Source organism: Mesorhizobium sp. B1-1-1 (assembly GCF_006442955.1).
Classification (GTDB): domain Bacteria; phylum Pseudomonadota; class Alphaproteobacteria; order Rhizobiales; family Rhizobiaceae; genus Mesorhizobium.
In genome coordinates, this window is the sequence record NZ_VFWW01000005.1 from 89,722 (window position 1) to 112,843 (window position 23,122).

Annotated in this window: 23 protein-coding genes and 1 pseudogene; 16 read left to right on the forward strand and 8 right to left on the reverse strand. The window is 65.4% G+C overall.

Annotated features, from left to right (window positions below; all coding sequences use genetic code 11):
- Positions 1–43 precede the first annotated feature (43 nt).
- Positions 44–2,140, reverse strand: coding sequence for an EAL domain-containing protein (locus tag FJ986_RS11215; protein ID WP_140674281.1), 2,097 nt, complete (start codon positions 2,138–2,140; stop codon positions 44–46).
- 216 nt (positions 2,141–2,356) lie between these two features.
- Here FJ986_RS11215 and FJ986_RS11220 point away from each other — a divergent pair.
- Positions 2,357–2,807: pseudogene (locus FJ986_RS11220) on the forward strand (ester cyclase).
- A 243-nt stretch (positions 2,808–3,050) separates the two neighbouring features.
- Positions 3,051–4,142 carry a phosphatase PAP2 family protein gene (locus FJ986_RS11225; protein ID WP_140561097.1) on the forward strand — a complete coding sequence of 364 codons (1,092 nt, stop codon included), beginning with the start codon at positions 3,051–3,053 and terminating at the stop codon, positions 4,140–4,142.
- 55 nt (positions 4,143–4,197) lie between these two features.
- Here the strand turns inward: FJ986_RS11225 and FJ986_RS11230 are convergent, their stop codons facing one another.
- Both FJ986_RS11230 and FJ986_RS11235 read right to left on the reverse strand, forming a co-directional pair.
- Positions 4,198–4,734: a hypothetical protein gene (locus FJ986_RS11230; RefSeq protein WP_181168369.1), complete on the reverse strand. Its 537-nt coding sequence runs from the start codon at positions 4,732–4,734 to the stop codon at positions 4,198–4,200.
- Between the two features lie 121 nt (positions 4,735–4,855).
- Positions 4,856–5,182: a DUF1330 domain-containing protein gene (locus FJ986_RS11235; protein ID WP_140500048.1), complete on the reverse strand. Its 327-nt coding sequence runs from the start codon at positions 5,180–5,182 to the stop codon at positions 4,856–4,858.
- Positions 5,183–5,359: 177 nt separating this feature from the next.
- Between FJ986_RS11235 and FJ986_RS11240 the strand changes: the two genes are divergently transcribed.
- On the forward strand, positions 5,360–6,052 hold the full coding sequence (locus tag FJ986_RS11240) for a helix-turn-helix domain-containing protein (RefSeq protein ID WP_140500050.1): 693 nt from the start codon (positions 5,360–5,362) through the stop codon (positions 6,050–6,052).
- Between the two features lie 87 nt (positions 6,053–6,139).
- Here FJ986_RS11240 and FJ986_RS11245 read toward each other — a convergent pair whose 3' ends face one another.
- Positions 6,140–6,325 (reverse strand): transcriptional regulator, encoded by a 186-nt coding sequence (locus FJ986_RS11245; protein WP_140500052.1) that lies wholly within the window; start codon positions 6,323–6,325, stop codon positions 6,140–6,142.
- Positions 6,326–6,448: 123 nt separating this feature from the next.
- On the opposite strand from FJ986_RS11245, the gene ada reads away from it, so the two are divergent.
- From ada to FJ986_RS11270, 4 genes are all read left to right on the forward strand, one after another.
- Positions 6,449–7,528 (forward strand): bifunctional DNA-binding transcriptional regulator/O6-methylguanine-DNA methyltransferase Ada, encoded by a 1,080-nt coding sequence (ada, locus tag FJ986_RS11250; RefSeq protein WP_181168370.1) that lies wholly within the window; start codon positions 6,449–6,451, stop codon positions 7,526–7,528.
- 12 nt (positions 7,529–7,540) lie between these two features.
- Positions 7,541–7,771, forward strand: a complete 231-nt coding sequence (locus FJ986_RS11255) for a hypothetical protein (RefSeq protein WP_140674285.1) — start codon at positions 7,541–7,543, stop codon at positions 7,769–7,771.
- A gap of 285 nt (positions 7,772–8,056) precedes the next feature.
- Positions 8,057–8,602, forward strand: coding sequence for a methylated-DNA--[protein]-cysteine S-methyltransferase (locus FJ986_RS11265; protein ID WP_140674287.1), 546 nt, complete (start codon positions 8,057–8,059; stop codon positions 8,600–8,602).
- A complete protein-coding gene (locus FJ986_RS11270; RefSeq protein ID WP_140521491.1) occupies positions 8,599–9,342 on the forward strand; it encodes a 2OG-Fe(II) oxygenase in 744 nt (247 codons plus the stop codon). The genes FJ986_RS11265 and FJ986_RS11270 overlap by 4 nt, the downstream gene beginning before the upstream one ends.
- A gap of 150 nt (positions 9,343–9,492) precedes the next feature.
- On the opposite strand, the gene FJ986_RS11275 is transcribed toward FJ986_RS11270, so the two are convergent.
- Entirely contained in the window at positions 9,493–10,080 is a 588-nt protein-coding gene (locus FJ986_RS11275) for a dihydrofolate reductase family protein (RefSeq protein ID WP_140516033.1), read from the reverse strand.
- A 140-nt stretch (positions 10,081–10,220) separates the two neighbouring features.
- Between FJ986_RS11275 and FJ986_RS11280 the strand changes: the two genes are divergently transcribed.
- Positions 10,221–10,637 (forward strand): helix-turn-helix domain-containing protein, encoded by a 417-nt coding sequence (locus FJ986_RS11280; RefSeq protein WP_140521490.1) that lies wholly within the window; start codon positions 10,221–10,223, stop codon positions 10,635–10,637.
- Between the two features lie 144 nt (positions 10,638–10,781).
- On the opposite strand, the gene FJ986_RS11285 is transcribed toward FJ986_RS11280, so the two are convergent.
- Positions 10,782–11,018 (reverse strand): hypothetical protein, encoded by a 237-nt coding sequence (locus FJ986_RS11285; RefSeq protein WP_140500063.1) that lies wholly within the window; start codon positions 11,016–11,018, stop codon positions 10,782–10,784.
- Between the two features lie 141 nt (positions 11,019–11,159).
- Between FJ986_RS11285 and dinB the strand changes: the two genes are divergently transcribed.
- A complete protein-coding gene (gene dinB, locus FJ986_RS11290) occupies positions 11,160–12,401 on the forward strand; it encodes a DNA polymerase IV (RefSeq protein WP_140516035.1) in 1,242 nt (413 codons plus the stop codon).
- 47 nt (positions 12,402–12,448) lie between these two features.
- Here the strand turns inward: dinB and FJ986_RS11295 are convergent, their stop codons facing one another.
- Positions 12,449–12,982, reverse strand: coding sequence for a sterol desaturase family protein (locus tag FJ986_RS11295; protein ID WP_140500066.1), 534 nt, complete (start codon positions 12,980–12,982; stop codon positions 12,449–12,451).
- A 279-nt stretch (positions 12,983–13,261) separates the two neighbouring features.
- Positions 13,262–14,446, reverse strand: coding sequence for a Gfo/Idh/MocA family oxidoreductase (locus FJ986_RS11300; protein WP_140674289.1), 1,185 nt, complete (start codon positions 14,444–14,446; stop codon positions 13,262–13,264).
- Positions 14,447–14,777: 331 nt separating this feature from the next.
- Here FJ986_RS11300 and FJ986_RS11305 point away from each other — a divergent pair, with 331 nt between their 5' ends.
- The 7 genes from FJ986_RS11305 to FJ986_RS11340 all read left to right on the forward strand — a co-directional run bounded on the left by FJ986_RS11305 (position 14,778) and on the right by FJ986_RS11340 (position 22,957).
- The gene (locus FJ986_RS11305; protein ID WP_140674291.1) at positions 14,778–15,671 is read left to right on the forward strand and encodes a MurR/RpiR family transcriptional regulator; all 894 of its coding nucleotides are present in this window, start codon (positions 14,778–14,780) and stop codon (positions 15,669–15,671) included.
- 70 nt (positions 15,672–15,741) lie between these two features.
- Positions 15,742–16,524, forward strand: a complete 783-nt coding sequence (locus FJ986_RS11310; protein ID WP_140674293.1) for an SDR family oxidoreductase — start codon at positions 15,742–15,744, stop codon at positions 16,522–16,524.
- Positions 16,521–18,056 carry a mannitol dehydrogenase family protein gene (locus tag FJ986_RS11315; protein WP_140674295.1) on the forward strand — a complete coding sequence of 512 codons (1,536 nt, stop codon included), beginning with the start codon at positions 16,521–16,523 and terminating at the stop codon, positions 18,054–18,056. The genes FJ986_RS11310 and FJ986_RS11315 overlap by 4 nt, the downstream gene beginning before the upstream one ends.
- Positions 18,057–18,094: 38 nt before the next feature.
- Complete coding sequence (locus FJ986_RS11320) at positions 18,095–19,009, forward strand: sugar phosphate isomerase/epimerase (protein ID WP_140622968.1); 915 nt, start codon at positions 18,095–18,097, stop codon at positions 19,007–19,009.
- Positions 19,010–19,110: 101 nt separating this feature from the next.
- Complete coding sequence (locus tag FJ986_RS11325; protein ID WP_140674297.1) at positions 19,111–20,160, forward strand: ABC transporter substrate-binding protein; 1,050 nt, start codon at positions 19,111–19,113, stop codon at positions 20,158–20,160.
- Between the two features lie 278 nt (positions 20,161–20,438).
- Positions 20,439–21,989, forward strand: coding sequence for a sugar ABC transporter ATP-binding protein (locus FJ986_RS11335; RefSeq protein ID WP_140674299.1), 1,551 nt, complete (start codon positions 20,439–20,441; stop codon positions 21,987–21,989).
- Complete coding sequence (locus FJ986_RS11340; RefSeq protein WP_140561105.1) at positions 21,986–22,957, forward strand: ABC transporter permease; 972 nt, start codon at positions 21,986–21,988, stop codon at positions 22,955–22,957. Before FJ986_RS11335 ends, FJ986_RS11340 begins: the two co-directional genes overlap by 4 nt.
- Positions 22,958–23,122: the final 165 nt, after the last annotated feature.

Consider the following 23,122-nt stretch of genomic DNA (forward strand, 5'->3'; position numbering starts at 1 on the left):
GTGTTGGAGTGGCTCGGCGATTCTGGCGGGCGGCTTGCCCGCTTCAGGCGCGCCGCCTGCCGGGCGTTCCGGCCGTCGCGCGCGAAACGATCGCCTCCAGCGGCTCGGGACGATGCAGAAAGAAGCCCTGGCCGTAGGCGACCCCCATGTCCTGGAGCATCGCCAGCGTATCGTGCCGTTCGATCTTCTCGCCTACCACGGCGAAGTCGAGGCTCCTGGCAATGCCGGTCATCGCCAGCACGATCTCGCGGTCGAAGCGGCTGTCGGTGATATGTTCGATGAACGAGCCGTCGATCTTGATCGCATCGACGGGAAAGCGCCTGAGATACTCGAACGAGCTCATGCCGGCGCCGAAATCGTCGAGGCTGACCCGGCAGCGTCGCTCGCGCGCCTTGCGCACGAAGTCCTCGGCGGCGTCGAAATTGGTGACGGCCGCGGTTTCGGTGATCTCGAATCCGATGCCGGAATGCGGCGCACCGGTTTCCTCGATGGTGTTGTCGACGAAATCCCACAGCCCCGGATCGCTCAATGTCTGAGCCGACAGGTTGAAGCCCAGCGTCAGCGCCCCGGCACGCAGCGCCGGTCCGTGCCGCAAAAGCGCCGTGCGAATGATCCAGCGGTCGAGTTTCGAGGCGATGCCGAAACGCTCGGCCACCGGGATGAATTCGCCCGGCGGCACCAGCCGCCCGTTGCGCGCGGCGAGCCTCGCCAGCACTTCGACGTGCCGGCACTCTTGCCATGGCTTTCCCAGGAGATGGATTTCCTGGCCGAACAGTTTCAGCCGCCCGTCGTCCATGGCATCGACGGTGTCGGCTGCGATGCGCGCCGCATTGAGGCCGGCGGCCCCAGATCGCGCCGCGGCCGAAAACACCGCGAAGCGGTTGCGCCCCGCCGCCTTGGCCGCGTAGCAGGCGTCGTCGGCGCAAGCCAGCGCATCGGCCACGGTGGTCGCGGCGTCATCGATGAAGGCGATGCCGATCGAGGCCGCCAGTCGGCGCGATGACGCGGCCGGGCCGAGATCGGCCTCGCGCACCGCCCCAAGCACGGCGCCGGCGATCCGCTCGGCCTGCACCGCGTCGCAATGCGGCACCAGCAGCGCGAACTCGTCGCCGCCCAGGCGCGCCGCATGCGCCGACGGCGGCAGGCAGCCGCGCATGCCCCCCGCGACGCTCTTCAGCGCCAGGTCGCCGGCGGCATGCCCGGCGAAGTCGTTGAGCGCCTTGAAATAATCGAGATCGACATAGAACACCGCCAGCGGCGCTCCCGCCGCGATATGCTCGCCAAGCAGCCTGTCGAAGGCGGCGCGGTTCCACAGGCCGGTCAGCGCGTCGTGGCGGGCGGCATGGGCCAGTTCCTGTTCGCGCAGCTTGTCTTCGGTGATGTCGCGCACCGTGCCGAGGATCTGGCCGGCGGCACCGGCGGCGGCGACGAAACGCACCAGCGATTCGACATGACGGATATCGCCGTCGCGCCTGATGATGCGATATTGCGCGGCAATGACGCCGTCGGTTTCCAGCGGCGCCCTGTGGGCGCGTTCGGCCGCCTGCTTGTCGTCGGGATGCAGGTAGCTGTGCCATAGGTCGGCCGTCACCTCGTCGGTAACGGCGACAAGGCCGAAAATTTCCCTGGTGCGGGAATCCCAATAGCTTTTGTTGCTGGCGATGTCGTAGTGCCAGATGCCGGTGCCGCTGGCCGCGAGCGCCAGGCGGAAGCGGATGTTGACCCGTTCCAGCGCGGCCTCTGCCGCCTTCTGTTTCGAAATATCGGTCTGCACGCCCATCAGCCGGATCGGTTGGCCATCGCCGTCGCGCTCGACGATGCCGCCGCGGTCGAGCACCCAGACCCAGTGGCCTTGCTTGTGCCGGAGCCTGAGCTCGGTCTCGATGGTGTCGGTCAGGCCGGCGATGTGACGGTCGCCGCTGGCCAGCGCCTGCTCGCGATCGTCGGGATGGGTAAGCCGCAGCCAGAGGTCGCTGCTGTTGGCAAGCTCGCTTTCGTCATAGCCCAGCATCCGCGCCCAGGTGGCGGAATAGAAACACTCGCCTGTCCGAAGGTCCCAGTCCCAGACACCAAGTTGGGCGCGCTCCAGGGCCTTCTCCCAGAACGTTCCATCACGGCTTTTCTTGTCCTGACCCGCCATCTTCCGTTTCGTCCAACCCCGCCGGGGGCAATCTGCGGCAAAACCAGAGAAGAAAGCGTTACCACGCCGGTGGCTCCGCCGCGTTCCTCGCTTGCGGTCCCGACTTTCGATTGGCGGGCAAGAAGCGGAGTTTGCCCGCCCGGCGATCCTCCTAGTGTTTGCGCGGGGTCGCCGCCCGCCCTGGCGATCTCGTGCAAACACAAGAGGACTTTTCCCATGACCAAACAGGAAGACAACAAGGCCGTCGTCGTTAGATGGTTCACTGATTTCTGGGGTGAAACCTTGCGATCTTTCCGTCGTCGACGCCATCGCCGCGCCCGACATGCTGCTCAAATATTCGCTGCATGAACCGCGCCGCGGCCGCGAGGACATCAAGGCCTTCATGACCGATTTCCGCGCTGCCTTCCCGGACCTCAACTTCTGGGCCACCGCCGACCTCATCGCCGAAGGCGACTATGTCGTCGGCCAGTGGGAAGGCGGCGGCACCCATGCCGGTCCGGCCTTCAGCGATTTCCTCGTCGGTTCGCTGCCCGCCGCCACCGGCCGCACCATGCGCTTCACCGGCACCACGGTGCTGAAGGTGATCGACGGCAGGATCGTCGAGGAGATCGGCCTCGACGACGGCGTCGCGGCGTTGACCCAGCTCGGCCTGATCAAGGCGGCTTGAATGAGAGGGACCATCGCCGTCCAGGCAGTGGTCCCTCTCGATTGCACGTGCGTGACGAAAGGCCTCTTGGCAGCAACCCAACACAGGGCCAGCACCGCCATCGACCTCAGCCCGTATTTGAATACAATACTACACTATTGAGTATTATATTGGAAACCAGACACCATTACGGGTGCAACAAGATATTAATACGTTGCCGCCAGAACAATCATAACAAGTTCGAAAGCTGGCGGGACCTCCCTCATGAGTGGGCACACCGGAACACAGGGCGGCGATCTCCGATCGGTTTCCACTGTTGATCTTGGCGTGGCGACAACCAGAAGCAGCTGGCTGCTGACGGGCCTGTGCCTGGTCTGCGTCGCGACGGCGCTTTGCCTGCGGCCTGAGCGATATCTTCTGCTGTCCATAAAGTACTTCGGGACATTCCTCGGCTTGCTGCCGGTGCTGCTGGTGGTTGGCCTCGGGTTGACGGCATTGGTGTATGGCGGGCCCAGGCCGACAAGATTCATGGTGCACATACTCAAGGAACGCGGGCCGGCGGCCGCGCGGGTCGTCTTGCTATTCTTTCTCGGCATCATCGCTTTCACGACATTCAGGATCACCATACCGGAGATCGTGCCTTACTATGCCGATCCCATGCTGGCCGACCTCGATCGTTGGCTGCACGGCGTCGATCCTTGGGTATGGACGCACGGCATCGTTTCAGAGCCCGCCTCCATGCTGGTTTTCAAGGCCTATATGTCCTGGTGGTTCATGCAATGGCTTGGCGTCGTGCTCTTCGTCGCCTTCTGGAACAGTCCCGCCCGGCGCATCCGCTATCTCTGGGCGTTCGCGCTCACCATGGTGTTGTGTGGCACCGTTCTTCCAATCATGCTGTCATCCAGCGGGCCGATATTCTACGACCGGTTCTATGGCGGCAGCCGATTTGCCGGGGTGCTCGCAGCGCTGATGGCAGACCCGTATGCCTTGCCGGTGCGGTTCGCCGCCAGCTATCTGCTCGATGCACACGACAGCGGCAGCTCCGCGCTGGGCAGCGGCATCACGGCGATGCCAAGCATGCATGTCGCCATCGTCACGCTCAATGCCTTCTTCCTCACCGGCTTTGGTCGCCGCTGGGCCGTTGCAGGCTGGTCGTTCGCCGCACTCATCCTGTTCGGCTCGGTCTATACCGGCTGGCACTATGCCGTGGACGGCTACCTGTCGATCATCGTGGTCTCTCTGCTCTGGTACCTGACCGGACGCTTCGTTCTACCGGCATCGGGGCAGCAGGCTTCCGACGTGGTCCAACAGTCTTCCGATACGGGATCGGCGGCCCCTAATCCCGCGCCGCGATAACGGGCCGGAGCGGACAGCGTCGAGCCAGGCGGCCTTCACCGCCTGGCTTCATTGCTTACTGGCTGGGCGCCACCGCGTGTTCGCACGACACTTTCGGGTTCATGTCGGCGAAGGTGCCGGTCGGGTTGCCCTTCCAGGCCCAGACATGCAGCTCGTAGAATTCGCCCAGGCCGTAACGGTTGGGCGCACTGTTGAAGTTGAACAATTGGCCGTCCAGTGACGCCGGCCCCTTGGCGGTGATGTATTCGACCGCCACCAGCTTCAGTGTGCCGTCGGCCATCGGCTCGTACATCACGGCCTCGGGACGGGCGATGTCGATCTTGTCGTCCTTCAGGTATTGCCCGTTGACATAGTGAATGCCCATCGCGCCGCCGGTGATGCCGCTGGCGCAGGGAATGGGCGCATAGCCTTCGTCCGTGGCGACCTTGACGTCGAGGAACCGGCCGTTCGCCGCCCGCACCTTACCGGCCAGTGGATTCGCGCCGGATGTAAATGCGACCTCGTCCTGATGGGCCTGGGCGAAAGTGGCGCAGACGGCCAGCATGGCCCCCGCCATGAGAAGCCCGTCGTGGAATTTGCGTATCATGTTCATTCCATTCTTCTTGAAAAGGCCCAGCGCGCCGGCCGCCGGAAATACGGAGGCGCGGCAGGCAAGCGCCGTGATTGTCGTTGCTCGGAGAGCCCGAAAGCGATGCGACGGATGGAGGAAAGCTTCATCCCTTCGGCAGATACGGGATCGTCCCCGCCAGGTCTGTGTTGTCGATCATCTGGAAGCGGCTGTCGCTACCGTCCTGACGGGCCGAGACGAAGGGCGCGTAGGCCGGATCGTTGGCGAAGGCGCGCGCCGCCGCTTCCGACGGGAATGCCATCAGCGCGATCAGAGTGGTGTCGAGCGGCTTGCCTTCAAGCGTCTTCACATTGCCGCTGCGCGACAGATACTTGCCGCCATGCTTGTGGACGAGGTCGTGCACCGATGCGGCGTAGGCCGGCATCCACTGCGGGTTCTTCACCTTGATGTCTGCAATGACGTATGTGGTCATGGTCTTCTCCCTGTTACGGCGCACAGGGGAGATCCCCGCGGCCGGTCAAAGGGCTCGCATGGCAGGGCCGGCGCCGGCCAGTCCGCGATCTGTACCGGGCCGGTACAGTTTCCGTACTGGCCGCTTCCTTCATGAAGGCCTAATGTTCAGCCCAGTTTCGAGGGAGGACGTCGGATCATGGCCCAGCACGGATACAAGCAGTTCTGCCCGCTATCGATGGCCGCCGAGGTGCTGTGCACCCGCTGGACGATGGTGCTGATGCGCGAATTGGTGGCGGGTTCGACCCGTTTCAACGACCTGCGCCGCGGCGTCCCCAAAATGTCGCCCAGCCTTCTGTCGCAACGGCTGAAGGAGCTCGAGCTCGCCGGGATCGTCGAGCGCAAGGAGGTGCCGGGCGAGAAGGGCATCTCCGAATACCGGCTGACGGAGGCCGGCCGGGATTTGCGCCCCGTCGTCGAGGCGATGGGCTTTTGGGGACAGAAATGGGTCGAGTCCCGGCTGTCCCTCAAGAACCTCGATCCGTCGCTGCTGATGTGGGACATGCGGCGCAATCTGAACCCCTCGCCGCTGCCCGACGGGCGCACCGTGATACAATTCCTGTACCAGGAGCTGCCGGCGTCCAAACGGTCGTGGTGGCTGATCGTCGAAAAGCATGGCGAGGTCGATCTGTGCTGGTACGATCCGGGCTTCGATATCGACCTCTACGTCTCGACCGACCTGCACACGATGACGGCGATCTGGATGGGATTGATCACCGTCGAGAAGGCCGGCGCGAAGGTCGCCTTGACCGGAGATCAGCACATCGCAAGGAAGATGCAGACCTGGCTCGGCCTCAGCCCGTTCGCGGTCGAGCCCAAACGGGCGGCGTAGAAACGAGGGCTCGGGGAACAGCGATCGGGCACCGGGTGCGGCGGCTTTCGCCTTTCGCGACAGGTTGAATGTGTGAGTGAATAACCTTCAACGGGATGTGGGTGCTTCGATAGGGTAGTGCTTATCCTCATAAGCGTCGATCAAGGTCGCGAGAACATCAAACCGGTAATCGCCAAGAGAGCCGATTTCCGGCTCGTTCTCGAAATATTGGATGATTTCGGCAATCGCCCGATCGTAATCGGCCTCGGTCTTAAGGGGTCGAATGTTTTCCATCACACCTTCTCCGGATCAATCTTGTCATATCCTTTGTGTGTCCCGACGAATACGCTCGCGTCCACCTCTCAATTGGCAGGAAACGGGTGGCGACGCGGGTCGTCTGCGGCTTCAATGCCGGCCATGTTCATCACCCTTGCCAAGGATCTCAAACCCGCGCCGCTGCCGGTCGCCGACGATCCGCGCTGGACGCAAGTCGTGGCGCGCGACAAATCGGCCGATGGCAGCTTCTGGTATTCGGTGGCGACGACCGGCGTCTATTGCCGGCCCTCCTGCCCGTCGCGGCGCGCCAACCCGAAGAACGTGCAGCTCCACGACACGCTGGACGAGGCCAGGGCGACCGGCTTTCGCGCCTGCCGGCGCTGCAATCCCGACGGACCTTCGCTCGAGGCCTGCAACGCCGCGATGGTGGCCGAGGCCTGCCGCAGGATCGAACAGAGCGAGGAGGAACCGTCGCTCGGTGAACTGGCCGCCGCCGCCGGCCGCAGCGCCGGCTATTTCCACCGCACCTTCAAGGCCGTCACCGGCCTGACGCCAAAGGACTACGCGGCCGCCCGGCGCGCCGAAAGGGTGCGCCGGCGCCTGGAAGACGGCGCCAGCGTGACAGCGGCGATCTACGATGCCGGCTTCAATTCGAGCGGACGCTTCTATGAGAAGTCGGCCGGCATGCTCGGCATGACGCCGACGCGCTACCGCGCCGGCGGCGCCAGCGAGGAGATCCGCTTCGCCGTCGGCGAATGCTCGCTCGGCGCCATCCTTGTCGCGTCGAGCAGGAAGGGCGTCGCCGCGATCCTGCTCGGCGACGACCCGGACGCGCTGGTGCGCGACCTGCAGGACCGTTTCCCCAAGGCGCGCCTGATCGGCGCCGACCGCGATTATGAGGCGCTCGTCGCCCGCGTCGTCGGTTTCGTCGAGGCTCCAAGGCTTGGTCTCGACCTGCCGCTCGACCTGCGCGGCACCGCGTTCCGGCAGCGCGTCTGGCAGGCCCTGCGGGACATCCCGGCCGGCCGCACCGTCTCCTATGCCGAGATAGCAGGGCGCATCGGCGCGCCGAAGGCGACCCGCGCCGTTGCCGGCGCCTGCGCCGCCAACGCGCTCGCGGTCGCCATTCCCTGCCACCGCGTGATCCGCAAGGACGGCGCCCTGTCCGGCTACGCCTGGGGCGCGGAGCGCAAGCGCGCGCTGCTCGGCCGCGAGGCCTGAGGAGGAGCGGCAATGGGCGCGATGGCAAGGTCTTCCACCACCGATGCGGACATTGGGATCCCCCATCGCGGCGCCGTCAGACGCGCCAAAGATGCGCGGTCGCTGGTGATGGCTGCGCTCGGGGAGCTTGTCGAGAGCGGCAAGGCCGAGTGGAGCCGTGGCGCGACCGGCGAGATCGAACTGCGGCTGTTATCAGGCGAGGTTTTTTTGCTTGGCAAGGTTGCTGTCATTCGTATCGCATAAATCAGCGCTCTACGGCGCCCCCCTCTGTCCTGCCGGACATCTCCCCCACTTGGGGGGAGATTGGCTGTCACAACCGCCTTCGCCAATCTACGACGTTGCAGGAATGAGTGGGGCGCCGAAATTGCCAATCTCCCCCCTCGTGGGGGAGATGTCCGGCAGGACAGAGGGGGGCGCCGTAGGGTACTTACCTCCGCACCGTTCCGGAAATTGAATTTGAAAGCAAGCATCGGAGTGAGGAACGGAAGGCACGCGGCTAGGGTTCAGGCACACAGAAGGAGTGAAGCAATGAACCTCATGCAAACCCACACGCCGGCGACAGCCTCCGGCGCCGACACCATCACCTACGCCATCGCCCAATCCGCGATCGGCAAAATCCTCGCCGCGCGCGGTTCCCTCGGCGTCTGCGCCATCCTGATCGACTCCGACGCCGAGGCGCTGGCGCAGGATCTCGCCAGCCGCTTCCCCGGCAGGATGCTGGTCGAGGACGAGACCGCCTTGCAAGGCGATCTTGCGGCGATAACGCGTTTCATCGAAACGCCCGCCGCCGGCCTGGACCTGCCGCTCGACATCAGCCACGGCACGCCGTTCCAGCAAAAAGTTTGGGGCGAGCTTCGCAGCATCCGCCGCGGCGCAACCATCACCTACGCCGCCCTTGCCCAGCGTCTCGGCCAACCGAACGGCGCCCGCGCCGTGGCGACGGCCTGCGCCGCTAACGCGATCGCGCTCGGCATTCCCTGCCACCGCGTCGTCCGCGCCGACGGCACGCCCTCCGGCTACCGCTGGGGCACTGAGCGCAAGCACGCTTTGCTCGACAAAGAGGCCGCAATATGAACGCCCATGCCAAGGTTGCGGCATCGGTGGTGAAAGCCGCCGAGGAACGCGTTGCCGCTTACGACTGGCCAGCCCTAGCCGCCGAACTCGACGGCTTCGGCTGTGCGGTGATGGAAAAGCTGCTCACGCCGCAGGAGTGCCGACAACTCGCCGGGCTCTATCCGCATGAAGAACATTTCCGCAGCCATATCCACATGGCCAGGCACGGCTTCGGCAAGGGCGAATACCGCTATTTCCGCTACCCCTTGCCAGACCTGATCGGCGGGCTGCGCACGGCGCTCTATCCCAGGCTCGCCGAGGTCGCCAACCGGTGGAACGAACGCATGGGCATCGCCACGCGCTATCCCGAAACGCATGCCGCCTTTCTCAAGCAGTGCCACGCCGCCGGCCAGGTCAGGCCGACGCCACTTCTGCTGCAATATGTGCCCGGCGACTTCAACTGCCTGCACCAGGACCTCTATGGCGACCTCGCTTTTCCGGTGCAGGTGGCGGTTCTGCTTTCAGAACCCGGCGAGGATTTCACCGGCGGCGAGTTCGCCCTGACCGAACAGCGGCCGCGCATGCAGAGCCGGGTGGAAGTGGTGCCCTTGCGCCAGGGCGATGCCGTCTCCTTCGCCGTCCACAATCGGCCGGTGCAGGGCACCAAGGGCAATTACCGCGTCAATCTGCGCCACGGCGTCAGCCGCCTGCGCTCGGGCATGCGGCACACGGTGGGCATCATTTTTCATGATGCGAAGTGAATTGGTGAGGCCAAGGTGTTGACCAAGAGTACATCGAGGCGCGTGTTCCCTTCGCCCCTGGGGCTAAGGCACAACCGCGCTTGGTGCTGCATCGCCGACTGCCATGCCCAAGCTCAACGGCAGGCATGATATCAGTGCAATGCCTTTCGATTAGCCGGCCGGCGCGTAGCGGCTCACCACCATGCCGCTCGCATAGGATTTCGAGCCGAGCAGCCGCAGCCTGCCGAACCCGCCTTGGTCGAAGATGCGGCGGCCGGCGCCCAGCACGGCCGGGTTGATGAACAGCTGGAACTCGTCGACCAGCCTGGCCGCGATCAGCGCCGAGGCGAAGCCGGCGCCGCCGAACACCGCGATGTCGCCGCCCTCACCCCTCTTCAGCAAGTCGACCTCCCGCGGCAGGTCGCCGCTGACCACTGTCGTGCCCTCCCATCGCGAGGCCTTGAGCCTGTCGCTCGGCACCACCTTCCTCGCCTCGACGATGCGCTGGGCGAAAGCATAGAACGGGTCGCGCGGATATCTCTTCGCCGCATTGCCCCAATGGGTAAGGTAGCCTTCCTCGGCCATCTTGCGGCTCAAGAGGATGGTATCGATGCCGGCGAAGACGGCGTTGAAGTCCCGCTTCAGCTCCTCGTCCCAGGCGCTGTCGTCGCCCCATTCCCAGAGCTGCCAGCGATGATCCCCGGCGGCGCCGACAAAACCGTCGACCGACATCTGCATCTGGAGGATCAGCTTTTTCATTATGGTTCTCCCAGTCAAGGGCCGAGCGGCTCGTTTTACCCGTCCGGCCGGCACGGTTGCCGATGGTTTACATTTGGAACTATTGACCTGAGATGAAAATGATGTCAATAGTAAAGCGATTTAAAAATGGAACCATACACATGTCGACACGGGACCGGTCTGGCTGCCCCATCAACCTGTCGCTCGAACTGCTCGGCGACCGCTGGACGCTGCTCATCATCCGCGACCTAGTCTTCGCCGGAAAAAAGCACTTTCGCGAATTCCTGCAATCCGATGAGGGCATTTCCTCGCGTACGCTGGCCGAGCGCCTCCAGACATTGCAGGACGAAGGCATCCTCACCCGCAGCGGTGATCCCACGCATGGGCTGAAGGCGATCTATCGCCTGACCGAGGCCGGCATCGACCTTTTGCCCGTGCTGGCCACGCTCGGCGCCTGGGGCAGCAAGCACCGCAAGGCCGACGATGATCTGGCAAGGATCGCCGATAAGCTCGCTGCCGACGGCGAGCCGGCGCTGGAGCGCCTCAAGCAGGCGCTGCGGGCGGAGCATCTCGGTTGATGGATGTCGCCAAGGTGGCCTCGGGGACAACGACCCGCACAGGCAACGCGCGTTAGAAAGTGCGTCACGGCCCTCTGTTCGGAATAGCGCAAAAACAAGCGATTGGAACGGTTGCGTGATGCATTGCAGCACGCCGGCGACGAGCTATGGCGTGCGCAATATGTCGGCGCCCGCCTGCTCATCGAACAGCACGGCGCAGCCGCACTGCAGCGCGACTTCACTCAGCGCATTCGCGACTGTTTCGTCGGCCGAGACGAAATCGCCGGTCAGCACCCGCAATTCCTCCACGGCCTTGGCCATCGAAACCAGCCGCCCCGCGGCGCGGTCGGTCGAGCAGGCGTTGACGACGCAAACCAGATCGATCATTTCAAAGTTGCCCATGCCAGCCTCCGCACGCAGCGCCCTTCGGCCGTCAACGCGATTGTGAGCGACAATGTTCCGGCGGATCGCGACCTCGCTTGACAGCGAGCAATGTTTGTTCTCTTTATGTTCCATACTCTACAACGTCGCGAGGAACCGGGGATGGAGCCCACCATCCTGCATGCCGATCTCGACGCTTTCTACGCCTCGGTCGAGCAGCTTCTCGACCCCTCGCTGCGCGGCAAGCCGGTCGCGGTCGGCGGCGGCGTCGTGCTCGCCGCCTCCTACGAAGCCCGCGCCTTCGGCGTGCGCGGCGGCATGCCGGGGCGCAAGGCGCGCGAGCTCTGCCCGCAGTTGATTTTCGTCGGCGGAAATTTCCGCGACTACCAGCGGCTCGGCGACGCCGCGATGAAGGTGCTCGACGATTTCACGCCGCTGGTCGAGCGCATCTCCATCGACGAGGCCTTCGCCGATGTCGCCGGTTGCACGCATCTGTTCGGCCAGCCGCGGGAGATCGCCTCGACCATTCGCCGCCGCGTGCGAAGCGAACTCGGCCTGCCGATCTCGATCGGCGTGGCGCGCACCAAGCACCTGGCCAAGATCGCCTCGCAGGTGGCCAAGCCCGATGGGCTGGTGGTGGTCGAGCCCGGCACCGAGATCGCCTTCCTGCATGACCTGCCGGTCTCCCTGATGTGGGGCGTCGGCCCGGCGACCAGCGCGCGGCTGGCCGAGATCGGCGTCCAGACAATCGGCGAACTGGCCAGGACGCACAGCGGCGCGCTGGCGCGGCTGCTCGGCCCTGCCGCCGGCGAAAAGCTTGCCGCCTTGTCGTGGAACCGCGATCCGCGCAAATTGGAAACACGTCGCCGCGCCCATTCGGCCGGTGCCCAGTCGGCGCTTGGCCGCAAGCCGGCACTGGAATGCGTCTACATCCCCGTCCTGCTGCATCTGGCCGACCGGGTCGCCAGCCGGCTGCGCGCCAAGGCGCGCCCCGGCCGCACGGTGACGGTGCGCGTGCGCTTCGCCGACCTCAGCGCCGTCACCCGCTCGATCACGCTCGACCAGCCGATCTCGGCGACGGTGATGCTGGCCGAGATCGCGACAGACCTGGTGCGGGGCGTGCTTGCCGATCATCCGCATGACAGGACGATTTCGCTGCTGGCGATCTCGGTCTCGCATCTGGAGGAAAGTGCCGAATTGCAGCTCGAACTGCCGCTCGGCCTCGCCGACGAAAAGCGCCGCCCCGGCACCAGGAAGGGCCTCGCACGCTTCGGCGCCGACCGCGCCATCGACAAGATCCGCGAGCGCTTCGGCAAACAGGCCGTCGGCTACGGCACCGTGGCGCTGGAGGCGGCCCGCTCCGTGCCCGACGAGTTCAGGGAATTGGCGCAGAAGGAATTGTAAGCGGGAATGGCTGTCTGCGCTCCTCGAATGGCGCACACCAGTTGGCTTCAGAGCCGCATCGTGCCGAAGACCCGATCCCAGAACAGCGACGTCACGCCGAAATTGACATTTTCGTCGACATGATGATGCAGCGCGTGGCGGCGCTTCAGCGTGTAGAGATAGCTCGGATGAGTGGGATGCCAGTGATGGATCACATGGTGGATGCTGACGTACCATAGGTAGCCCAGCATCAGCCCGCAGCTCGCCGCGCTGGCGACCGCGAAATCCGAGACCATCCATACGGGAAAGAACGCGACAAGCGCATGCACGCCGAGGCTGAGCCAGGTCGGCGTGCCCACCGGACTGCGCTCCTCGACATGATGGCGGGCGTGCAGATCCCTGATCCAGGGAATGTGGTGAAGGACGAAGCGGTGCATGACGTATTCGATCAGCGTCCACAGACAAAGGCACGCCAGCGCCGTCGCCAGCCAGCCTGGCGCGCTCTCTTCGCCGGCCTCGATAAGCCCGGCCACAGCCAGCAGGGCGATCGCCAGGGGGTAAACCACGAAGTCGCTGTAGTATCCAATGAGACCGAGTTCCATCGGAGCAAGCCTTCAACGCCGAAGAAGCGACAGATTGCCGAATGCGCGGGCGGGGAGCAACGCGGATGCGCCTGACATAGCGTCGCAATCACCTCGCGCAAGGTCGGCGGCAACGATTTGGAAGCCAGTCAACCGGCTGTTGCCTTCGAAACCAGCCTCGCAACGAGCTGAAAAATGGCGGAACACAGCGCGGTCCCGAATGGACGGCCAACTCTTGATCGCCGTCAACCGCGCGGCACCGTCGGGCGTGGCCGCGATGTCACATTGGATGGCACACCCTCACCCGAACCTTGCCGCCGTCCACGCCCCGTCAGCCGCGTTCGACTCCACCGCCGCGGCGACGAACTTCACGCCGCGCGCGCCGTCGACCACATCGGGCACCTGCGCCGCCCGGGCCGCATCGACGGCGGCGCCCGAACGATGCGCGCGGATGATGTCGGCGGCGTCGCGGTAGAAATTGGCGAAGGCCTCGATATAGCCTTCGGGATGAGCGGCCGGCATGCGCGACACGCGCCGGCTTTCCTGCGTCGAGCCATGGCCGCCGCGCACGAGCGTGCGGCTTTCCTCGCCATATCTGGAGAAGCGCAGTTCCTCGGGCCGCGTGCCCGACCATTCAAGCCCCGCCCTGTCGCCATAGATGCGCACGGAGAGATCATTATAGTGGCCGGGCGACGTCTGGCTGGCCAGGATCGTGCCGCGTGCCCCGCCCGCCCAGCGCACCAGCACATGCGCGTTGTCATCGAGCCGCCGTCCCGGCACGGCGGTGAACAGGTCGGCCGACACCGTCTCGGCCTCGCGGCCGCTGATGAAACTCGCCAGGTTGAAGGCATGCACGCCGATATCGGCCAGCACCGCCGACTGGCCGGCGCGCGCCGGGTCGGTGCGCCATTCCGCCTGTTTCTGGCCGTCGGCATCGATCGGCCTGGTCAGCCAGTCCTGGATATAGGCGCCGTGCACGGAGACGATGCGGCCGAGTTCGCCCGCCGCCACCATCTCGCGCGCCTGGCGCACCATGGCGTAGCCGGTGTTGTTGAGGGTGACGACGAAGCGGCGATTTTTCTCCCGCGTCAGCGCCACCAGGGCTTGCGCCTCGCCCAGCGTCGTCGACAGCGGCTTGTCGCAGATCACATCGATGCCGGCTTCCAGAAAGGCTGTCGCGACCGGCGCGTGCAGATGGTTGGGCGTGACGATGACGACCGCCTCGATGCCGTCCGGGCGCGCCGCCTCTGCCTTGGCCATCATGCGGTAATCGGCATAGCTGCGCTCCGGCGCGATGCCGATCTCGGCGGCCGAGGCGGCGGCGTTCCCGGGGTCGGACGACAGCGCTCCGGCCACCAGCGCGATCTGGTCGTCGAGCCGCATGGCGAGGCGATGCACCGCGCCGATGAAGGCGCCCTGCCCGCCTCCCACCATGCCGACGCGCAAACGCTTGCCCGCCGATCCGTCCGATGTCGCATAGACCATGTTTGTCTCCTCCGATTTAAGGATGTTAAGCCAGCACCCACCGTCGAGTTCTGTAGCGCCCCCCTCTGTCCTGCCGGACATCTCCCCCACAGGTGGGGAGATTGGCAGCGTCGACCGCGACGCCTTTCATGCAACGCTGGCAATTTGGCGAAAGCCGGCGTGACATCCCATCTCCCCCCTTGTGGGGGAGATGTCCGGCAGGACAGAGGGGGGCGCCATAGGGTGCTATGTTGAATGCATCGAACTTCTTCGCTGCAGAACAGCTACCACCCTCGAACAGGATTTCCAATTTTCATATTGTAAAACGATCGTATCGCGCTAGCCTGAAATCATGAGCGGGGCGCGCAAATCATCCGGACCCTCCAGCGCCGACGAGGCGGCGACCCGCAAGCGCGGGCGCTCGCTGGCGGCGCTCGGCTATATCAAGCCGCAGACTTACGAGGAGCTGCGCGCGGTGCTGTCGTCGGGCACGGTCCATTTCCCCAAGCGGCTGCGCCAGGTCGCGATCTTCCTGTGGCAGCATCCGAGCGACGTCGCGCTCGGCACCATCGCACAGGTGGCCGCGCAGGCAGGGGTGCAGCCTTCGACGCTGGTGCGCTTCGCGCAGATCTTCGGCTATGCCGGCTTTTCCGATTTCCAGGGCCTGTTCAAGGACCATGTCAAGGCGTCCTGGCCGGAAGGGCGCGGCCAGGAACGCACGCCGCGCGTATCCAATGCCGACCTGCATTTCCTGCGCGGCATGGTCGGCGCCTCGCAGGCCTCGCTCGGCCGCATCGAAACCGGCTTCGATATCGAGAGCTTCGAGAAAATGGTGGCGTTGCTTTCGGCCGCCGAGCTGATCTACGTCATCGGCTCCAAGCGCGCCTTTCCCGTCACCAGCTATCTCTCGCTGACCTTGTCGCAGCAAGGCGTGCGCAATGTGCTGGTCGACAATGTCGGCTCCACCGCGCTCGACCAGGTCGGCTGCATCGGCAGACGCGACGCGGTGCTGGCGGTCTCCTTCAGTCCCTACAATTCGATCACGCCCGACCTCGTCGCGGTCGCCCACGAGCGGCGCGCGCGGATCGTCACCATCACCGACAGCACTTTTTCTCCGCTGGTCAAGTTCTCGGACACCTGGCTGGAAGTTGTGGAACAGGACTTCGCAGGCTTCCGCTCGCTGGCGGCGTCGCTCGCCGTCGGCATGGCTTTGGTCCATGGTGTCGTGGCCCAACGGGCAGAATGATTGCGCGGTTGACTAACGGGAACTGACATTCCATATCTTCAGAAATAGAAACTTTGTTCCGGGAGGAGGAATGGAGCTTCAGCTCGACGGCAAGATGGTGCTGGTCACCGGCGCGACGCAAGGCATCGGCCGGGCAGTCGCCGAAGCCCTGGCGCGTGCCGGCGCCGGCGGCCTGCTGGTCACCGGCCGCGACGGGACGCGCGGCGAGGCCGTTGCTGCGGAGCTTTCGCAAGCGGGCACGCCGGCACACTTCATCGCCGCCGAGCTTTCCGACCCGGCAGCCCCTGCCCTCCTTGCGCAAGCCTGCATCGACCGCTTCGGCCGTATCGACGGTCTCGTCAATGCCGCCGGCCTGACCGACCGGGCCTCCTTCCTCGATGCGATCCCCGACGACTGGGCCTCGCTGTTCGCCGTCAATGCCCGCGCCCCTTTCTTCCTCATGCAGGCGGCGATTGCCGACATGCGGAAGCGGGGTCAGGGCGGCGCGATCGTCAACATCCTGTCGATCAATGCCCATTGCGGTTCGCCCGAGCTCGCCGTCTATTCCGCCACCAAGGGCGCGCTGGCGACGCTGACCAGGAACGCAGCCAACGCCCACCGCTTCGACCGCATCCGCGTCAACGGCATCAATGTCGGCTGGACCGATACGCCCGCCGAGCGCGTCATGCAGGCCGAGACGCTCGGCCACGGCGCCGGCTGGCTCGATGCCGCCAACGCCGCGCAGCCCTTCGGCCGGCTGTTCTCGGCGGAGGACGTGGCCAGGCTCGCCGTCTTCCTTCTCTCCGACGCCGCGGGACCGATGACCGGCTCGCTGATCGACCAGGAACAGTGGGTGATCGGAGCCAACCGGTGAGCACAGCCGCGCCCGAGACGCTCGGTCCGGCCTTGCTCGGCCGCCTGCCGGCGACGGTGCAAAGGCCCGGCTATGACCGTGCCTTGCTCCAGGCAGGCATGGCGCACCTCGGCGTCGGTGCCTTCCACCGCTGCCACCAGGCCGAATACACCGACGACCTCCTGGCGCGGAGCTTCGGCCGCTGGGGCGTGGTCGGCATCAACATCCGTCCGCCGGCGCTCGCCGATACGCTCGGCCCTCAGGACGGGCTCTACACCAGGCTCATCCGCCAGGATTCCCATGTCGAGGCCCGCGTCATCGGCAGCATCGTGCGCGTTGTCGATAGCCAGGCGAGCGCTATGCCCGCGCTCGAAGTGCTCTCCTCCCCGGACATCGAATTCGTGACGCTGACCGTTACCGAAAAGGGCTATTGCCATATTCCGGCCAGCGGCGCGCTCGACCTCGACCATCCCGACATCGTCCACGATCTCGCAAACCCGCTGACGCCGCGCAGCGTGCCCGGCATTCTGGCGCGGGCGCTGGAGCAACGCATGGCCGCGCATGGCCGGCCGTTGACGCTGCTCTCCTGCGACAACATCCCGGCCAATGGCACTATCCTGGAAAATGTCGTGCGGAGTTTTGCCGAACGGCGCGGCAACGGCCTTGCGGAATGGATCGCGGCCAATGCCGCCTTCCCCAGCGCCATGGTCGACCGCATCGTGCCGGCGAGCACGCAGGCCGATCTCGACGGTGTGGAGCAGCTTTTCGGCTACCGCGATGGAGCCGTCGTTGCCGGCGAGCCGTTCCGGCAATGGGTGATCGAGCAGAAATTCGCCGGCCGCGTGCCGCGCTGGGACCTGGTGGGGGCAACCTTCGTCAACGACGTCACGCCATTCGAGCATCTCAAGATGCGTGTGCTGAACGGCGCTCAGACGACGCTCAGCTATCTCGGCGTGCTGGCCGGCCTCGAACACACTTTCGATGCGATGGCGGACCCGCTGCTGTCGGCCTTCGTGCGCCGCATGCTCGTCGAGGAGACGCTGCCAACGTTGAAGCCGGTGCCGGGCATGGACCCATCAGCCTATATCGAGCAGAGCCTTGGCCGTCTGCAGAATACCGCGATCCGCCACCGCAACCACCAGATCGCCACCGACGGCTCGCAAAAGATCGTGCAGCGCCTACTCAACCCGATCCGCGATCGGCTGGGCGAGGAAAAAAGCATTGCGCTGCTGTCGGTATCCGTCGCCGGCTGGATGGCCTATCTGATCCAGGCTTCATCCCGGTTCGGCCGGCGCTGGCCGGTGTCGGACCCCTATGCCGTCAAGATCGCTGGCATAGCGGAGGCAAGCGGACGCGACGTCCCGGCACTGGCTGCGGGCATCCTGGCGATCGACGCCATCTTCGATCCCGCCCTCGCCGCCAACGACATGTTCCGCAAGGCCGTCACATCGGCGCTCGACGGGCTGTTGTCGGACGATCCGATGGCAACCGTCAGGCATGCATGCGCGCAACCGGCAGATGAGCGGTTGAAGCAACCGGCACGATCTGCATAGTAGGAATCGGTCGTGAATTCACGACCGGGGGAGGCATTATGAGGCTTGGACTGCTCACCGCACCGTTCGCGGAGACGCCGCTCGACGCGGTCGCCGACTGGGCAAGCTCGGCCGGCTTCGAGGCGCTGGAAATCGCCTGCTGGCCGAAAGCCTCGGGCGCCAGCCGCCGCTATGCCGGCACCAGCCACATCGACGCCGCCGCGACCTCGCCGGCGCAGGCCAGGGATATCGCGGCAAACCTTGCCGGCAAGGGGCTGACCATTTCCGGTCTCGGCTATTATCCCAACCCGCTGCATCCCGATGCCGCCCACCGCAAGACGGTGATCGACCATCTGAAGCAGGTGATCGTGCTGGCCGCGAATATGGGCGTGCCCCTGGTCAACACCTTCTGCGGCGGCGATGCCTCGAAGACCGTCGACGTCAACTGGCAGCACGCGCTCGAAATCTGGCCCGATATCGTCGCCCATGCGCGCGATCACGGCGTCAAGCTCGCTTTCGAGAACTGCCCGATGATCTTCAGCTATGACGAATGGCCGGGCGGCCACAACATCGCCTATTCGCCGCTGGTCTGGCGCCGCATCCTCGAAACCTGGGGCGGCGATGTCGGGATGAATTTCGATCCTTCGCACCTGGTCTGGCAGATGATCGACCAGGCCCGCTTCATCAGGGAATTCGGCCCCTACATGCTGCATGTCCATGCCAAGGACCTGATGATTGATCATGATGGTTTGTACGAGCGCGGAATCCTTTCGTCTGGCATAGGCTGGCAGGTGCCGCGCATGCCGGGGCTGGGCGATGTCGGCTGGAACGGCTTCTTCTCCGGCCTCTACCGTGCCGGCTATGACGGCCCGATCATCATCGAGCACGAGGACCGGTGGTTCGAGGGCAGCGACGATAAGGTCAAGCGCGGCTTCCTGCTTGCCCGCGACGTGCTGCGTCCCTTCGTCAAATGACGGCGCAAAAACAACATCGAGGCGCCGCCTGAATCTCTTTCTGCGCGGCCCGGTGTAAGGACTTGGAATTGAAATGAAAATCAAAGTGGAGGAAATCTGAAATGAAGAAATACCTGACCATGGTGCCGCTGCCCATTGTTCCGCTCCTTGCCGGTGCTGCCTTGCTGGCCTCGATAGGCGCCTCGTCCGCCGAGGGCAAATACACGATCGGCATCTCCAACACCGTACAGGGCAATGGCTGGCGCGAGGAGATGGTCTGCGCCATGAAGGCGCAGGCGCTGGCCTCGGGCGAAGTGAGCAAGCTCAACATCGCCCACCGCAACACTGACGCCGCCGGGCAGCTCGAGGACATCCGCAACCTTATCAGCGCCAAGGTCGACGCCATCGTCGTCAATCCGGCTGATCCCGCCGGCATCAAGGCGGGGCTGGAGGAAGCCACCAAGGCCGGCATCGTCGTCGTCGCCGTCGACCAGGCGGTCACCGAACCCTCGGCCTACATCATCTCCAACAACCAGGAACAATATGCCTATCTCGGCGCCAAATGGCTATTCCAGCAGATGGGCGGCAAGGGTGAGGTGTTTTACATGCGCGGCGCCGCCGGCGCCTCGGCCGACTCGGATCGGGACAAGGGCTTCAAGAAGGCGCTGGCCGAATTCCCCGACGTGAAGGTCGCACAGGAAGTGTTCACCGGCTGGCAGCAGGACCAGGCAAAGCAGCAGATGCTGTCCTTCCTCGCCACCGGCACGCCGTTCAACGGCGTATGGACCTCGGGCATCGACAACGTCATCGTCGACGCGCTGGTGGAATCGCAGGCGCCGATGGTGCCCGTGGTCGGCGCCGACAATGCCGGTTTCGTCGGCCAGCTGAATTCGGTCAAGGACCTCGTCGGGGCGGCCGTGACCAATCCCGGCTCGATCGGCGGCGCCGGCGTGACGCTCGCGCTCCAGATCCTCGACGGCAAGAAGCCGGCGCAGCAGACCGTTCTGGTCGAGCCGCAGCTCTGGGAAAACGCCACCGAGGAAGGCAAGGCCAAGCTGAAGGCCGCCGCCGATCCGTCGCTCAGCCCCGAATGGCCGGTCTCGATCTCGATCCCCGACTGGACGACCTACACCAAGGACCAGATCGTGGCGTGCAAGGGGCCGGGGGAGTAAGGGCTATTTTGATTGGCTAGCGAGAATGGCGTTTGCCGTCCTCGCCAACCAAAGGTTTGATAGGTTAGCGCTCTACGGCGCCCCCCTCTGTCCTGCCGGACATCTCCCCCACTTGGGGGGAGATTGGCAGTTTCGGCGCCGGCTCTCGTCTTGCCACGTTGAAAATTGGCGAAAGCCGAAGTTACGGCCGATCTCCCCCCCTTGTGGGGAGATGTCCGGCAGGACAGAGGGGGGCGCCGTAGAGCGCCAGCAATTGAGTTTCTGATAGGGACAGCAATTTGACCACCAGTCCCCTCCTCGACGCCTCCGGCGTCGCCAAGAATTACGGTGCGGTTGCCGCGCTGCGCGACGCGTCGCTGTCCGTCCTGCCGGGTGAGGTGCATGCCCTGATGGGCGCCAATGGCGCCGGCAAGTCGACGCTGGTGAAGATCCTGACCGGCGCGGTTCCTGCCTCCGCCGGGCGCGTGCTGATCCGCGGCGAGGCGCGCGACATACGCTCGCCCGCCGCCGCGCGCCGCGCTGGCCTTTTGCCGGTCTACCAAGAACCGTCCTTGATCCCCGATCTCGACATACTGTCCAATCTGCGGCTCACCGGCACGCCCGTCGAGCCGTTCCGTGCCTGGGTGCGCGAACTTGGTATTCCCGACCTCGACCTGCGCGACACCGCGCGCGACATTCCGCTGGCGGTGCTGCGCGTGCTCGATCTGGCGCGGGCGCTCGCCGTCGAGCCCGACGTGCTGCTGCTCGACGAGATGACCGCGGCGCTCCCCGCCAACCTCGCTGAAAAGGTGCTGGAAGTCGTGCGTCGCCAAGGCGACAGCGGCCGCGCCGTGATCTTCATCTCGCACCGCTTCGTCGAGATTTCGGCGCTCTGCGACCGCGCCACCGTGCTGCGCGACGGCGCGACCGTCGGCGTTCTCGACATCGAGCCCGGCGTGGAGGAAAAGATCGTCGAGCTGATGCTCGGCGCCCGCATCGAGAAGACCAAGATGGCAGCCCGCGCCGCCGGCCAGGCCGCCACGTCGGCCCCTGTCCGCCCGCGTCTCGCCGTGCGCAATCTGCGTGTCGGCACCAAGCTCAACGACGTCTCCTTCGATCTCGCCGACGGCGAGGTCGCCGGCGTCGTCGCGCTCGAAGGCCAGGGCCAGGATGAATTGTTCGCCGCCCTTGCCGGCTCGATCAAACCGTCCGGCGGCACGATCGAGGTCGACGCCCAGCCGGCGAAATTCACCCATCCGATCGACGCCATCCGCGCCGGCATCGCCTATGTGCCGGGCGACCGCTCCGAGGCCCTCGCCATGCAGCGCTCGGTGCGCGAGAACATCGCGCTGCCCTTCAGCGCCGCCTTGCGCAACTGGGGGCCGATCGCCATGCGCAAGGAGCGCGCCACGGTGGCGAGCGCCATCGCGCGCCTCCAGATCGACACCCGCGCGCAAGGCGAGGTGCAGCGCCTGTCCGGCGGCAACCAGCAGAAGGTGACCATCGCCCGCTGGATAGCGGCGGATGCCCGCACCATCCTGTGCTTCGACCCGACGCGCGGCATCGATGTCGGCACCAAGCAGGAGATCTATAAATTGCTGCGCGAGCTCGCCGGCCACGGCAAGTCGGTGCTGTTCTACACCTCGGAACTCGAAGAGGTGCAGCGCGTCTGCGATCGCGTCATCGTCATCTTCGGCGGCCGCGTCGTCGATATCTTCCCGGTCGAGGAGGCGGACGAGCCGGCACTGATGCGCGCCGCCTACGGCCTGCCGCGCGGCGCCAAGGCCGATGTCGGCATTTTGGCGGACCCCACAGCAAATACCCCGGATGCACCGGAGGCGACGCCATGAGCCATCTCCTGCGCCGCCAGGGCTGGGTCGCCGGCCTGTTCGCCCTCCTCGTCGTGCTGTTCGTCGTCACCAAGCTGATCCAGCCCGGCTATGGCAGCGGCGATTTCGGCTCGCTCGCGCGGGCCGTCTTGCCCTACGCCTTTGCCGTGGCCGCGCAGACCGTCGTCGTCATCGCCGGCGGCATCGACCTGTCGGTCGCCGCCATGATGGCGCTGACCAGCGTCACCGCCGCCTCGATGATGGCCGGCGCCTCGGAAGAATACGCGCTGTTCGTGGTGCCTTTCGTACTGGCCATGGGTTTTGTGCTCGGCGCGCTCAACGGCCTGCTCATTGTCGCCACCCGTGTCCCCGACATCGTGGTGACGCTCGCCATGCTGTTCGTGCTGCAAGGGGCGGCTCTTCTGGTGCTCGGCGCGCCGGGCGGCGCCGCCGCCGAATGGCTGAAGGCGATGATTTCAGGCACGGTCCCGATACCCGGCCTGCCGCAGAACATCGACGCCTGGCTGCCGAAGGCTCTGCTGGTGCTGATCATCTGCCTCTGCATCGTCTGGATACCGCTGAGGCGCTCGCGCCTCGGCCTGTCCATCTACGCCATCGGCTCGAGCGAGCTGGCGGCGTTCCGCAGCGGCGTGCCGGTCAAGCGCACCCGCATCATCGCCTATGCGTTGTCGGGCCTGTTCGCGGCCATGGGCGGCCTGGCGCTGACCATGAGCACCGGCATCGGCGCTCCTATTCCCGGCCCCTATCTGCTCGCCAGCGTCGCGGCCGTGGTGCTGGGCGGCGTGGCGCTGGGCGGCGGCAAGGGCGGCCTGCTCGGCCCCATCGTCGCCGTCTTCGTGCTGCGCCTGGTGCGCACCGACCTCACCCTGCTTGCCATCGACCCCAACGTCACCGCCATCATCGAGGGCCTGATCATGGTCGCCGTGGTGATGTTCGGGGCTTTCATTACGATGCGGGGTCGGCAATGATGAGGGAGAATGAATTGGCGCATAGCGCTCTACGGCGCCCCCCTCTGTCCTGCCGGACATCTCCCCCTCAAGGGGGGAGATTGGCAGCTTCGGCGTCTCGCTCATTCTTGCAACGCCGACAATTTGCGAAAGCCGTCACCCCGTCCGATCTCCCCCCTAGAGGGG

Coding starts and splice junctions, on each gene's coding strand:
- FJ986_RS11215 (WP_140674281.1), bottom strand. CDS start 2,140: ATGGCGGGTCAGGACAAGAAAAGCCGTGATGGAACGTTCTGGGAGAAG.
- FJ986_RS11225 (WP_140561097.1), top strand. CDS start 3,051: ATGAGTGGGCACACCGGAACACAGGGCGGCGATCTCCGATCGGTTTCC.
- FJ986_RS11230 (WP_181168369.1), bottom strand. CDS start 4,734: ATGAACATGATACGCAAATTCCACGACGGGCTTCTCATGGCGGGGGCC.
- FJ986_RS11235 (WP_140500048.1), bottom strand. CDS start 5,182: ATGACCACATACGTCATTGCAGACATCAAGGTGAAGAACCCGCAGTGG.
- FJ986_RS11240 (WP_140500050.1), top strand. CDS start 5,360: ATGGCCCAGCACGGATACAAGCAGTTCTGCCCGCTATCGATGGCCGCC.
- FJ986_RS11245 (WP_140500052.1), bottom strand. CDS start 6,325: ATGGAAAACATTCGACCCCTTAAGACCGAGGCCGATTACGATCGGGCG.
- ada (WP_181168370.1), top strand. CDS start 6,449: ATGTTCATCACCCTTGCCAAGGATCTCAAACCCGCGCCGCTGCCGGTC.
- FJ986_RS11255 (WP_140674285.1), top strand. CDS start 7,541: ATGGGCGCGATGGCAAGGTCTTCCACCACCGATGCGGACATTGGGATC.
- FJ986_RS11265 (WP_140674287.1), top strand. CDS start 8,057: ATGAACCTCATGCAAACCCACACGCCGGCGACAGCCTCCGGCGCCGAC.
- FJ986_RS11270 (WP_140521491.1), top strand. CDS start 8,599: ATGAACGCCCATGCCAAGGTTGCGGCATCGGTGGTGAAAGCCGCCGAG.
- FJ986_RS11275 (WP_140516033.1), bottom strand. CDS start 10,080: ATGAAAAAGCTGATCCTCCAGATGCAGATGTCGGTCGACGGTTTTGTC.
- FJ986_RS11280 (WP_140521490.1), top strand. CDS start 10,221: ATGTCGACACGGGACCGGTCTGGCTGCCCCATCAACCTGTCGCTCGAA.
- FJ986_RS11285 (WP_140500063.1), bottom strand. CDS start 11,018: ATGGGCAACTTTGAAATGATCGATCTGGTTTGCGTCGTCAACGCCTGC.
- dinB (WP_140516035.1), top strand. CDS start 11,160: ATGGAGCCCACCATCCTGCATGCCGATCTCGACGCTTTCTACGCCTCG.
- FJ986_RS11295 (WP_140500066.1), bottom strand. CDS start 12,982: ATGGAACTCGGTCTCATTGGATACTACAGCGACTTCGTGGTTTACCCC.
- FJ986_RS11300 (WP_140674289.1), bottom strand. CDS start 14,446: ATGGTCTATGCGACATCGGACGGATCGGCGGGCAAGCGTTTGCGCGTC.
- FJ986_RS11305 (WP_140674291.1), top strand. CDS start 14,778: ATGAGCGGGGCGCGCAAATCATCCGGACCCTCCAGCGCCGACGAGGCG.
- FJ986_RS11310 (WP_140674293.1), top strand. CDS start 15,742: ATGGAGCTTCAGCTCGACGGCAAGATGGTGCTGGTCACCGGCGCGACG.
- FJ986_RS11320 (WP_140622968.1), top strand. CDS start 18,095: ATGAGGCTTGGACTGCTCACCGCACCGTTCGCGGAGACGCCGCTCGAC.
- FJ986_RS11325 (WP_140674297.1), top strand. CDS start 19,111: ATGAAGAAATACCTGACCATGGTGCCGCTGCCCATTGTTCCGCTCCTT.
- FJ986_RS11340 (WP_140561105.1), top strand. CDS start 21,986: ATGAGCCATCTCCTGCGCCGCCAGGGCTGGGTCGCCGGCCTGTTCGCC.